Source organism: Exiguobacterium sp. s160, from assembly GCF_018617575.1.
Taxonomy (GTDB): Bacteria; Bacillota; Bacilli; order Exiguobacteriales; family Exiguobacteriaceae; genus Exiguobacterium; species Exiguobacterium aestuarii_A.
The window spans coordinates 914,562-926,974 of record NZ_JACSKK010000001.1 but is presented as its reverse complement, the minus strand read 5'-3'; the positions used below and the strand labels follow the sequence as shown (position 1 = coordinate 926,974).

Annotated in this window: 13 protein-coding genes and 1 riboswitch; of the genes, 12 read left to right on the top strand and 1 reads right to left on the bottom strand. The window is 48.7% G+C overall.

Annotated features, from left to right (window positions below; all coding sequences use genetic code 11):
- Positions 1-9: 9 nt before the first annotated feature.
- The gene (locus tag KNO86_RS04770) at positions 10-1,065 is read right to left on the bottom strand and encodes a PTS sugar transporter subunit IIC (protein ID WP_251126888.1); all 1,056 of its coding nucleotides are present in this window, start codon (positions 1,063-1,065) and stop codon (positions 10-12) included.
- Between the two features lie 180 nt (positions 1,066-1,245).
- Between KNO86_RS04770 and KNO86_RS04765 the strand changes: the two genes are divergently transcribed.
- From KNO86_RS04765 to KNO86_RS04710, 12 genes are all read left to right on the top strand, one after another.
- Positions 1,246-1,503, top strand: coding sequence for a thioredoxin family protein (locus tag KNO86_RS04765; protein WP_214693488.1), 258 nt, complete (start codon positions 1,246-1,248; stop codon positions 1,501-1,503).
- A gap of 450 nt (positions 1,504-1,953) precedes the next feature.
- Positions 1,954-2,060, top strand: a riboswitch (SAM riboswitch).
- Positions 2,061-2,137: 77 nt separating this feature from the next.
- Positions 2,138-3,166 (top strand): methionine ABC transporter ATP-binding protein, encoded by a 1,029-nt coding sequence (locus tag KNO86_RS04760; protein WP_214693486.1) that lies wholly within the window; start codon positions 2,138-2,140, stop codon positions 3,164-3,166.
- On the top strand, positions 3,156-3,818 hold the full coding sequence (locus tag KNO86_RS04755) for a methionine ABC transporter permease (protein WP_012726857.1): 663 nt from the start codon (positions 3,156-3,158) through the stop codon (positions 3,816-3,818). Before KNO86_RS04760 ends, KNO86_RS04755 begins: the two co-directional genes overlap by 11 nt.
- Positions 3,819-3,848: 30 nt before the next feature.
- A complete protein-coding gene (locus KNO86_RS04750; protein WP_214693484.1) occupies positions 3,849-4,682 on the top strand; it encodes a MetQ/NlpA family ABC transporter substrate-binding protein in 834 nt (277 codons plus the stop codon).
- A 100-nt stretch (positions 4,683-4,782) separates the two neighbouring features.
- Positions 4,783-5,997 carry an MDR family MFS transporter gene (locus tag KNO86_RS04745; protein ID WP_214693483.1) on the top strand — a complete coding sequence of 405 codons (1,215 nt, stop codon included), beginning with the start codon at positions 4,783-4,785 and terminating at the stop codon, positions 5,995-5,997.
- A gap of 178 nt (positions 5,998-6,175) precedes the next feature.
- Positions 6,176-6,937 (top strand): Fe-S cluster assembly ATPase SufC, encoded by a 762-nt coding sequence (gene sufC, locus KNO86_RS04740; protein ID WP_214694014.1) that lies wholly within the window; start codon positions 6,176-6,178, stop codon positions 6,935-6,937.
- A gap of 12 nt (positions 6,938-6,949) precedes the next feature.
- Positions 6,950-8,218: a Fe-S cluster assembly protein SufD gene (sufD, locus tag KNO86_RS04735; RefSeq protein ID WP_214693478.1), complete on the top strand. Its 1,269-nt coding sequence runs from the start codon at positions 6,950-6,952 to the stop codon at positions 8,216-8,218.
- A 1-nt stretch (position 8,219) separates the two neighbouring features.
- Positions 8,220-9,440 (top strand): cysteine desulfurase, encoded by a 1,221-nt coding sequence (locus KNO86_RS04730; RefSeq protein WP_031422927.1) that lies wholly within the window; start codon positions 8,220-8,222, stop codon positions 9,438-9,440.
- Positions 9,430-9,864 carry a Fe-S cluster assembly sulfur transfer protein SufU gene (gene sufU, locus KNO86_RS04725; protein WP_026825487.1) on the top strand — a complete coding sequence of 145 codons (435 nt, stop codon included), beginning with the start codon at positions 9,430-9,432 and terminating at the stop codon, positions 9,862-9,864. Before KNO86_RS04730 ends, sufU begins: the two co-directional genes overlap by 11 nt.
- A 19-nt stretch (positions 9,865-9,883) precedes the next feature.
- Positions 9,884-11,281, top strand: coding sequence for a Fe-S cluster assembly protein SufB (gene sufB / locus KNO86_RS04720; protein ID WP_047795116.1), 1,398 nt, complete (start codon positions 9,884-9,886; stop codon positions 11,279-11,281).
- Between the two features lie 69 nt (positions 11,282-11,350).
- A complete protein-coding gene (locus KNO86_RS04715; RefSeq protein WP_214693476.1) occupies positions 11,351-11,785 on the top strand; it encodes a hypothetical protein in 435 nt (144 codons plus the stop codon).
- A complete protein-coding gene (locus KNO86_RS04710; RefSeq protein WP_251126887.1) occupies positions 11,782-12,204 on the top strand; it encodes a DUF6678 family protein in 423 nt (140 codons plus the stop codon). Before KNO86_RS04715 ends, KNO86_RS04710 begins: the two co-directional genes overlap by 4 nt.
- Positions 12,205-12,413: the final 209 nt, after the last annotated feature.

Sequence of the window (12,413 nt, the reverse complement as noted above, 5' to 3'; positions counted from 1 at the left end):
TTTTTATGTTCACTCGAAATCGAGTCGGTAATGGTCCGATTTGACGAGCGTCGCCCGTTCGAACACACGATAGAAGAAAATCCCGAGCCCGACTGGAATAAGCCCGAACAAGACGATCACAAGAAGCACGTTGAACAAGGCGAACCCGCCCGGCATGAGATGTAGCGCGTTTACCGGTCCGATGAGTCCAGATACGCCAAACCCTGCGCTGATTGGAGTTCCTTCGATTCTTAATATACCAGCGAGCGCAACGAGGATGGCCGCATTCGCCAAAATCGGAAGCATCATAATCGGGCGGCGGACGAAATTTGCCATTTGAATCTTCGGTGACCCGAGGAAGTGGGCGATCGATGTCCCGGTCGCGTTCGCCTGCCAACCTGCGATGGCGAGACCGAATCCAGCGGCAACGACGCCGAGGTTTGCCGCACCAGCCGCAACGCCTGATAGACTGATGGCCGTTGCAATCCCGACAGTCGAAATCGGCGAGACGATGATGAGCGAGAACGCCATCGCAATCAGGATGCCCATGAGAACCGGTTGAAGATCCGTCATCGTCATGATGAGGTATCCGATGTATGTCGTGATCTGTGAGATATACGTCAATAAGAAGGCACCGATGCCGCCTGCGACGACAATGACGGTCATCGGCATGACGATGACCGTATACGTCTTCAAGTGGGGAGCGAGCTTCATGACAAGAATCGTAGCGATTGCAGCGGTCACACCGGCTGTGATTACGTCACCGATTCCGGCCATCACGAACGCACCTTCATTAATTCGAACGGCGCCACTGCCGACATAGGTTGCGATGGCAATCGTTCCAGCCTCTAAAATCGATCGACCGAACTGCATCGCGACGGCAAGACCGATAATGGCCGGGAGGAGGCGCATCGCAATCGTCGTCGCATCCAATATGAATTGAAGAGACGGAAAATAAGGGAGTATAGCTTTCGTGAGTTCGCCGAGCAGCGCGCTCGGGATGAGGGCGATCAGAATCGCCATACTGAGACCGTTTAAGACGTTCATCGTAAATTGCTTTGTCGTACCTGTTGCTTGTTCCGTCATCATTCATTCACCTGTCCTTCTTCTTTGCTGTTATGTACAAAAGCGATAAAGTTAGAACCCATATTATTCCTATCAGACAGAAGAGTCAAGAGAATCATTGAAAAATTCTGAAATTTAACGAGAGCACGATTTTTGAACGGGACTCGAACGACTATTATAATGACAAGAGAGGTGAGAAAAATGATTACAGACGGATACTTATATATATACGCCCCAATGTGTGGTACATGCGCTGTCGCGGAGAAAATGTTGACGGTTGTCGAGGCGGTCGACCCTGAAATTCAGATTGAAAAGCGCGATGCGAACTATATCCCAAAAGAACTTGAAGCTTATCAGGTGATGAGCGTCCCAGCGCTGTTAAAGCTTGAAAATGGCGAGGTTCGGGATCGTCTTTACGCTTTTCAAAACGTTCAACACGTCCTCTCTTTCGTAAAGTGAGAGAGGAACATTAGAATAATCTGAAAATTTTAAATAATCAGTTGACACAGAAAGTTCACGAATGGTATATTCATTACAACATCTTACTTGAACACAAAATAGGACGCGATATTCCCGACATCAAGACGTTTTGGTGAAGCCGCTGCTACCTTTATACGAATACACGTCAGTCTTCCCTTCGATTGTCCCCCAAAAAAATCAAGCGAAGAAAGACGTTCCGTATAATCGCACGGTCCAAATCAAGATCGAGTGATGATTGGTGAATCTCCCCCATATAAGGATGTAAATCTTGAACGGGCAAAAGATTTTCATCTATGGGCTGTCCTTCCGTGACTCAAGGTGCTACGTTCTGTGTCGTCCTCGGACGGCACCTTTTTTTGATTTTTTTGAAAAAATGATTTGACAGCAGAAAAAGCTGTCGCTATGATAAAGCTAATCGAATACACAACACTCTTATCAAGAGAGGCTGAGGGACTGGCCCTATGACGCCCAGCAACCGCGGAGCAATCCGAAATGGTGCTAATTCCAGCAAGGTGAGAAACCTTGAGAGATGAGAGCAATCGTTGTCCGTACGATAAAGTGCGCACGTTTGCTCAAACGTGCGCGCTTTTTTTGTTGTCAGGAGGGAAATGTATTGATTCAATTACGAAACGTCGCCAAATGGTTCGATACGAAGAATGGTCGTGTCCAGGCGGTGGATGATGTATCACTAACGATTGATCGCGGTGAAATTTTTGGAATAATCGGATATTCGGGGGCGGGGAAGTCGACGCTCATCCGATTGCTCAACCGTCTCGAATCACCGTCTAGCGGTGAAATCGAGGTCGCCGGGAGTGAGCTCACGAAGCTCAGCCCGAAAGAATTACGAGGGGTTCGAAAGAACGTCTCGATGGTCTTCCAGCACTTTAACCTTCTGTGGTCGCGCACGGTCGCAGAAAACATCAGCTTCCCACTCGAATTGATCGGGGTACCGGCAAGTGAGCGGAAGCGTCGGGTTCAGGAACTCGTCGAGCTCGTCGGATTATCAGGTCGTGAAGACAGCTATCCGTCACAATTATCCGGCGGTCAAAAACAGCGAGTCGGGATTGCCCGCGCGCTCGCTACCAATCCAGAGGTGCTCCTCTGTGACGAAGCGACAAGCGCGCTCGACCCGAAGACGACGGATTCGATTCTTGAACTGCTCGTCAGCATCAATAAGAAGCTCGGATTGACAATCGTCCTCATCACGCATGAGATGCACGTCATCCAAAAGATTTGTCATCGCGTCGCCGTGATGGAGGCAGGGAAAGTCGTTGAGACAGGTCAAGTCTCTGACGTGTTCCAACATCCGGAGCAGCCAATCACGAAAGAATTCGTGAAACAAATCGGGGCAGTCGACGATCTATCGCTCACGTTCGAACATTTGAAAGCACGCTATCCGAGTGGGCAAATCGTCAAATTGAAATTCTTGAACGAAACGGCAGAACAACCGATTTTGTCTGACGTCCTTAAGACGCACGACATCGGATTCAACATCATCGGCGGGAACGTGACCCAGTCACAAGTCGGTGCGCTCGGCACGCTATTCATCCAATTGATTGGGGAAGCACGAGAAATCGAACGCGCCATCGCGTCGATTCGTTCGCAATCAGTAGAAGTGGAGGTGGAAAGCGATGTTTCCTAACGTAGACTGGCAAATCATGATGGAACAGACATGGGAGACGTTGTACATGACGCTCGTCGCGGGTGTCGCGACGTTTGTGATTGGACTCGCTTTAGGTTTGATTCTTTATATTACAAACGAATCGCTATTATTGAAGAATCGTCCAATTTACGTCTTCGTCAGCGCGATCGTCAACGTGTTCCGTTCGATCCCGTTCATCATCTTAATCATCTTACTCATCCCGTTCACGTTGTTCCTGCTCGGTACGATGCTCGGTTCGACGGCGGCGCTTCCGGCACTCATCATCGGAGCTGCACCGTTCTACGCCCGTATGGTCGAACTTGCCCTTCGTGAAGTCGACCGCGGCGTCATCGAGGCAGCGGAATCGATGGGCGCGACGAAATGGCAAATCATTTATAAAGTCTTGATTCCGGAAGCGCTTCCGGCAATCGTTTCAGGACTCACGGTGACCATCGTTGCAATCGTCGGTTATACGGCGATGGCCGGTGTCGTCGGAGGCGGCGGACTCGGGAACTTGGCCTTCTTGGAAGGTTTCCAACGCTCACAAAACGACGTCACGTTCGTGGCGACGGTGCTCATCTTGATCATCGTGTTCGTCATCCAGTTCATCGGTGACCGACTCGTCACAAAAATTGATAAACGTTCAGCTTAATTACACATACACCATTTGGAGGGATTCATAATGAAAACTTGGAAAACAGTACTCGGATTGACAGCTTTATCAGCATTCACAGTTCTCGCGGCTTGCGGCGGAGAAGAGGCAGAAACAGGTTCTGGCGATGAAAAAACATTGATTGTCGGTGCGTCGAACGTACCGCACGCTGAGATTTTAGAGCACGTACAAGAAGAATATGAAGCAAAAGGCTACAAACTCGAAATCAAGAAGTTCCAAGACTACGTGCTTCCGAATAAGACGCTCGCAAGCGGTGAGCTCGATGCGAACTACTTCCAACACGAGCCATACCTCAAGTCACAAATGGCTGAAAACAAAGACTATAAATTCGCATCTGCGGGTGGCGTTCACATCGAGCCAATCGGTGTGTACTCACAAAAATACAAATCGCTCGACGAACTTCCTGAAGGCGCAGAAATCATCATGAGTTCATCGGTCGCTGACCACGGACGAATTCTCACGATGCTCCAATCAGAAGGTCTCATCACACTTGCTGAAGGCAAGACGGTCGATGCGACAGTCTCTGACATCATTGACAATCCGAAAGACTTGAAGTTCAAAACAGACGTTGAAGCAGCACTTCTTCCGACAGCTTACAACAACGGAGAAGGCGATGCGGTCCTCATCAACACGAACTACGCAATCGACGCAGGTCTCAACCCACTTGAAGATGCCATCGCACTTGAAGGCGAGGACTCACCATACGTCAACCTGATCGTCACACGTGAAGGGGACGAAGAAGATGAGCGCGTCAAAGCACTCCTCGAAGTATTGACTTCTGAAGAGACACAACAGTGGATCTTAGACGAATACAAAGGTGCGGTCGTACCGGTACAACAATAAGCAGTCTCGACTCAGGGGTCATCCCCTGGGTCTTTTTTTGTCTAGTGTTCTTTCATAAAGAGAAGTACACTACATATATGAAAGAAAAGGGGGGATTTGGATGAAGCTCAGACAGATTCATCCACTGACGTGGGGCGTCCTGTTCGGGACGTTTTTTGCACGACTGGCGACGTTTTTCGTCATGCCATTTTTTGCGATCTATCTGGCCACGCTCGGCTTTTCGGCGAGTGTGATTGGAACGATCTTTGCCGTGACGGCACTTTCGGGTCTGTTCATGAGCTTCTTTGGGGGGACACTCTCTGACCGATATGGGCGAAAACAGCTCATGTTGATTGGCATCGTGCTCAATGCCGTCACGTTCGCTGGTCTCGCGCTCGCGACCGAACTGTTTTGGTTTTATATGTTATCGATGTTGATGGGCATGTCGCGATCTTTCTTAGAACCGGCTTCGCGGGCACTCATCAGTGACACGACGCAGGCAGACCAACGGGTCATCGTCTACAACGTCCGTTACTTCATGATCAATATCGCCGCGGCCATCGGGCCACTCTTGGCGGTCGTCTTATCGCTCACCGGTGTAAAGACCGCATTCTTTGTCGTGACGGCAGTATACATATTGTATGGAATCATCATCTCGATCCTGTTTTATAAGTATCCGTTTGAAGAGGGAGACGGGGTCAAGGCACGGCCACGTTTGACGGAGACGTTTCGCGTCCTACGAGACGACCGGACATTCCGTGCGGTCATCATCGGAATGATCTTTGCAATTATTGGTTACAGTCAATTCAATTCGACACTTCCTCAATTCATCGCATTAAGCGACGGGTTAGAAGACGGTTCGAGATTGTTCGCTTACTTATTGACGACGAACGCAATCACGGTGCTCATCGTCCAATATCCAATTATGCGTTTCGGAATTCGTGTCTCGCCGATCAAGTCACTCTTCTTCGGCATTTCGACGTTGTCGTTCGGTCTTTTATTGATTGGGTTTGCGACAGTTGAATGGGTACTCTTTGTGGCAATGGCCATTTTCACGGTCGGCGAAGTGTTGATGTTCACGATGACAGATGTATTGACGGATGAACTGGCTCCCGAACATTTACGGGGAACTTATTTTGGGGCGATGGGATTGACGTCACTCGGTCAGACAATCGGACCGATTATCGGTGGGGTGTTACTCGATACGTTTGGCCAATCATCGCTTCCGGTGTTCGGAAGTTTGGCGGTGTTGACGGGATGTGGTGCCTTCTTCTTCGCGGCTGCTGTGAGGGAGCGGAAAGCCGTCCTCGCACTTGTCGAAGAGAATGCCGGATAATGTCTTGATTTCCTACTATTAGCATTCTCAACTTTTATCATTCTATTGAGAATGAATTCTAAGGTGAGTCGCTTGAAATAAAAAAATGACTAGTCTAAGATTAGAATATATCTAATCTACGCCATTCACTATGGCGAGAAAATACGGAAGGGGTATCCGAATGTCTAACGTACCACAAATGAAAATTGATGACCTCCGCGTCTCAATCGAAGGAAAAGAGATTGTCAAAGGTCTTAACCTAGAAATTAAAGGTGGCGAAATTCATGCCATCATGGGTCCAAACGGGACTGGTAAATCAACACTCGCATCAGCACTCATGGGTCATCCACTTTATGAGGTCACTGGGGGAAGCGTCGAATTAAACGGCGAAGATGTCCTCGAGATGGAAGTCGACGAGCGCGCACAAGCAGGGATGTTCCTTGCGATGCAATACCCGGCTGAAATCAGCGGTGTGACAAACGCAGACTTCTTGCGTTCAGCAATCAACTCACGTCGTGAAGAAGGTCAAGAAATCTCGCTTATGAAGTTCATCCGTGAACTCGATGCGAAGATGGAACTTCTCGAAATCCCTTCAGAAATGGCACACCGTTACTTAAACGAAGGATTCTCAGGTGGTGAGAAGAAACGTAACGAGATTCTTCAAATGATGATGATTCAACCGAACATCGCCATCTTGGATGAAATCGACTCAGGTCTTGATATCGATGCGCTTAAAGTTGTCGCAAAAGGTGTCAACGAAATGCGTTCAGAAGAGTTCGGCTGCTTGATCATCACGCACTATCAGCGTCTCCTCAACTATATCGAACCAGACTTCGTACACATCATGATGGAAGGTAAAATCGTCATGTCTGGTGGCAAAGAACTCGCACAGCGACTCGAGGCAGAAGGTTACGACTGGGTGAAGCAAGAACTCGGAATGACAGTAGACACAGAAGCGTAAGGAGGCTGTACGATGACCGTACAATTTGAATTGGATGCACAAGCGTTGTCGGCACGTGCAGAAGCGCTCGGCGGACCAGCATGGATGGTCAACCGACGTAAAGAGGCAGCAGAACTTGCGCCGACACTTGCTTTGCCAAAAGTTGAAAAGATTAAGATTGATAAATGGGACTTCGCAGCGGGTGATGTCAATCTCGAACCGAAAGACGGTTTGACGGCTGACATCGAATCACTTCTCGGAGACCACCGGACAAACGTGCTCGTTGAACGCAACGGTCATGTCGTCTATAACGAATTGTCGATGCCAGAAGGCGTCTTGTTCATGGGAATCAAAGAAGCGATGGAGCAACATCCTGAGCTTGTTGAGAAATACTTCATGACGGAAGGCGTACGTGTCGATGAAGAACGTCTTTCGGCGTTGAACGCTGCCCTCACAAACGGTGGGGCGTTCATCTACGTACCGAAAAACACACAATTGAAAGATCCGCTTCAAGCCATCTTCACGATGGAACAGGCGAACGGTGCCCTCTATCACCACACGATCCTCGTCGCTGACGAAGGCAGTGAAGTGACATACATCGAAAACTTCCTCTCTGGTACGAACGAACCGCACACGGTCAACGTCGTGACGGAAGTATTCGCTGGAGAGAACGCGAAAGTCGTCTTCGGTGGTGTCGATCAGCTCGCTGAATCAGCCCTCACGTTCATGAACCGTCGCGGTGTCGTCTATGCGAACGGTCGCCTCGATTGGGCGCTCGGTCACATGAATGACGGGAACTCGGTCGTCGAGACGAAGACTCACCTCGTCGGAGACAACACGTATTCGGATACAAAAGCTGTGACAATCGGTCGCGGTGCACAAAAACAAAACTTCAACATCCGTACCGACCACTTCGGAAAAGCATCTGAAGGGTTCATCTTGATTCACGGTGTCCAAAAAGACGCAGCCACTGCGATTTTCAGCGGGACATCGATGATTCACCACGGCGCGTCAAAATCGAACGGTGTTCAAACAGAGCGCGTCTTGATGCTCTCTGAAAAAGCACGTGGGGATGCCAACCCGATTCTTCTCATCGATGAAGATGATGTTATGGCAGGTCACGCGGCATCAGTCGGCCGTGTCGATGATGTTCAATTGTACTACTTGATGAGCCGTGGTTTGTCTCGCCAAGAGGCAGAGCGTTTAATCATCCACGGATTCTTGACGCCTGTCGTCGAAGAACTCGCAATCGATTCGGTCAAAGACCGTCTCCGCGAAGTCATCGAAGGGAAAGTACGTTAAGATGTTGAACGCCTCGATTCGTGAACAGTTTCCGATTTTAGATCAGGAAATCAATGGACACCCGCTCGTTTATCTTGATAGCGCGGCGAGCTCACAAAAGCCGCTCGCTGTCATCGAGGCGATCGAGGACTATTATCGTCGCAATCATTCGAACGTGCATCGTGGCGTCCATACGCTCGGGACGCAAGCGACGGATGCGTATGAAGGAGCACGCGAACGCGTCCGTTCTTTCATCCATGCGGCGGTTCCTGAAGAAATCATTTTCACACGTGGGACGACGACGGCCATCAACTTGGTCGCATCGAGCTACGGAGATGCAAATGTCGGTGAAGGCGACGAAATCGTCCTCACTCCGATGGAACACCATGCGAACTTGATTCCGTGGCAACAACTTGCCAAGCGCAAAGGCGCGACGCTTCGTTACGTCGAACTCACGCCGGACGGACGTGTCACACTGGATGCCGTTCAAGCCGTCTTATCGGACCGGACAAAAATTGTCGCGATGAGCCACGTCTCAAACGTGCTCGGTACAATCAATCCGATTGCCGAAGTCGCTCGACTCGCGCATGAGAAAGGTGCCGTCATGGTCGTCGATGCCGCACAAAGTGCACCGCATCGTAAACTGGACGTTCAAGCGCTCGACTGTGACTTCCTTGCCTTTTCTGGACATAAGATGCTCGGACCGACTGGAATCGGTGTCTTATACGGGAAGAAACAACTTCTCAAAAACATGGAACCGGTCGAGTTCGGTGGCGAGATGATCGACTATGTCGATTTGTATGAATCGACGTGGAAAGACATTCCGTACCGCTTCGAAGCGGGAACACCAATCATTGCTGGGGCGGTCGGACTTGCGGCAGCCATCGATTTCTTAGAAGAAATCGGGCTTGAGAACGTCGAAGCACACGAACGTGAACTCGCGTCTTACGCGATCGAGCAGATGAAAACGATTGAAGGGATCGAGATTTACGGTCCTGAAGATCGCGTCGGTCTCGTTACGTTCAACTTGAAGGACGTGCATGCGCATGACCTCGCGACCGTTCTCGATATGCAAGGCATCGCGGTTCGTGCCGGTCACCACTGTGCACAACCACTCATGCGTCTTTTGAAGCAATCATCGACGGCACGGGCGAGCTTCTATTTGTACAACACAAAAGAAGAGGTCGACCGTTTCATCGAGGGATTACGTCAAACGAAGGAGTATTTCAATTATGAGTTTTAATAATCTCGACATGTTGTACCGCCAGGTCATCATGGATCACTATAAAAACCCAAGAAACCGTGGCGTCATCGAAGATGGCGTGACGGTGGACTTGAACAACCCGACATGTGGGGATTCGCTTCGTCTTCAACTACAAGTCGAAGACGACATCGTCAAAGATGCGAAGTTTGAAGGAGAAGGCTGCTCGATTAGTCTCGCCTCGGCATCGATGATGACCCAAATCGTCAAAGGAAAAACAGTAGAAGAGGCGCTTCAACTCGCTAACATCTTCTCTGAAATGGTTCAAGGCAAAGAGTACGACACGGATACGTTTGACCTCGGTGATATCGAGGCGCTCTCAGGCGTATCGAAATTCCCGGCTCGAATCAAGTGTGCCACGCTCGCGTGGAAGGCGCTTGAAAAAGGAGTAGACGAGGACGCGTAAGGAGAAGGAGGAGACCGATATGGCAAAGAACATGCCGGAAATTGGCGATTATAAATACGGCTTCCATGATCGGGACGTTTCGATTTTCCGTTCAGGCCGCGGCTTGACGACAGAAATCGTAGAGACGATCTCGCGCATGAAAGAAGAGCCACAATGGATGCTCGACTTCCGTTTGAAGTCGTTGGATCACTTCAACAAGATGGCGATGCCGACATGGGGCGGAGACCTCTCGGCACTTGATTTCGACGAAATCACTTACTATGTCAAACCATCTGAAAAGACAGAACGCTCATGGGATGAGGTACCAGAAGAAATCAAACGTACGTTTGACAAGCTCGGTATCCCAGAAGCAGAGCAAAAATACTTGGCAGGTGTCTCGGCTCAGTATGAGTCTGAGGTTGTCTACCACAGCATGCAAGAAGACTTCGAAGCCAAAGGTGTCATCTTCAAAGATACAGACACAGCACTCAAAGAAGACGAAGAAATCTTCAAAGAGTACTTTGGTAAGTTGATTCCGCCGACAGACAACAAGTTCGCGGCCCTCAACTCAGCTGTTTGGTCGGGTGGCTCGTTCATCTACGTACCAAAAGGTGTAAAACTCGAGCAACCGCTTCAAGCCTACTTCCGTATCAACTCGGAAAACATGGGTCAGTTCGAGCGTACGCTCATCATCGTCGACGAAGGCGCATCGGTTCATTACGTCGAAGGATGTACGGCACCGGTTTACACAACGAACTCGCTTCACTCAGCGGTCGTTGAGATCTTCGTCAACAAAGATGCATACTGCCGTTACACGACAATCCAAAACTGGGCGAACAACGTCTACAACTTGGTAACAAAACGTGCAGTCTGTGAAGCGGGTGGATCAATGGAGTGGATCGATGGAAACATTGGATCGAAACTCACGATGAAATACCCGGCTGTCATCTTGAAAGGGGAAGGCGCACGTGGGATGACACTCTCGATCGCCCTCGCTGGTAAAGGGCAGCACCAAGACGCTGGAGCGAAAATGATTCACCTCGCACCGAACACGTCTTCGTCAATCGTCTCGAAATCGATTTCGAAACAAGGCGGAAAAGTATCGTATCGTGGAATCGTCCACTTCGGCCGTAAGGCGAAAGGCGCGCGCTCGAACATCGAGTGTGACACGCTCATCATGGACAACGAGTCAACGTCAGATACAATCCCGTACAACGAAATCTTGAACGACCAAGTGTCGCTCGAGCACGAAGCGAAAGTCTCAAAAGTGTCAGAGGAGCAACTCTTCTACCTCATGAGCCGTGGAATCTCGGAAGAAGAAGCGACAGAAATGATCGTTATGGGCTTCATCGAGCCATTCACAAAAGAATTGCCAATGGAATATGCGGTCGAAATGAACCGTCTCATCAAGTTCGAGATGGAAGGTTCGATTGGATAATCGTGACTTTGAAACCAGCGAAGCGAAGCTTCGCTGGTTTTTTGTATAATGAAATAAGGAGGCGATAACGTGACCCATCGATTTTTAGTAGAGAGCCGAGAGATTTATTCATTCATGAATCCCATGCTTATCATTTGTCCGAGATGTGGGGGACAGGCTGATGTGTGGGAGAAGAATGATGAGGTGCGCCTCAGTTGTCTTCATTGCGGTCATTTGCAAATGAAGGAGAGCGGTACGAAGTACGTCGGAGAACCAATCGATGTTCATTTTGGTTTGCCGCTATTTTTACAAACAGGTTGTTGTGGTCATGTGTTATGGGCTTACAACCGTGAACACCTCAACTATATTAAGGATTATATCGAGGCAAAAATTCGGACGAGCGAGGGAACGAACCGTAGTCTCGAAAGTCGATTACCCGCTTGGATGAAACGCAAGCAGAATCGTAAAGAAGTATTACGAACGATTGAAAAATTAGTGCTTATGATAGAAGGTTCAACAGCATGAACCGACGAGAAGAACTGCAATACATAGAGAGACACCAATTGACATCGGTAATGAACGAGACAAAATGGCAACGTCTCAATCGAGCTGTCTCTGAAGCGTTGACGTATGCGCCGCCGTATCAAATGAAATACTTAGGGGAGGATACGTTATTTCCAAGTGATTTGTTATCCGAGTATGAAATATCGTGGGGAGAGTGGGATGAGATTTGGCTGGAATCCCGTTTACGCTCAATCGAATGGATTCGTTTGCGACCAAGCGTACTGCTCTATAAGGGAGTGATTCTTGACCCAGATGTTTGTGATATGTCCACCGAACTCATTTCAATTTTAGAGAGAGAAAAAATTCCGTTCATTCTGGAAAGTGAGACGATTCAAATTTTTGGTTATGTTCGGAATACAGGAATCTTTGAATCGAAGTAGGATATTTAATAAATAAAAGTAGTCATAACGAATATCGTTGCTTATGGAGGTTATATTGAAAAAAATTTTATTTATATTTCTTTCGTTTATTTTTTGGTGGATTTTAATTGATGAGTTAATTTTATTCATTCCAACTAAAAATTTTGCACTACTGTTTCTTTCAGCTCTTTTTTGGGCTCCAGTATTTTCTGTTTTTATTACATTTTTAA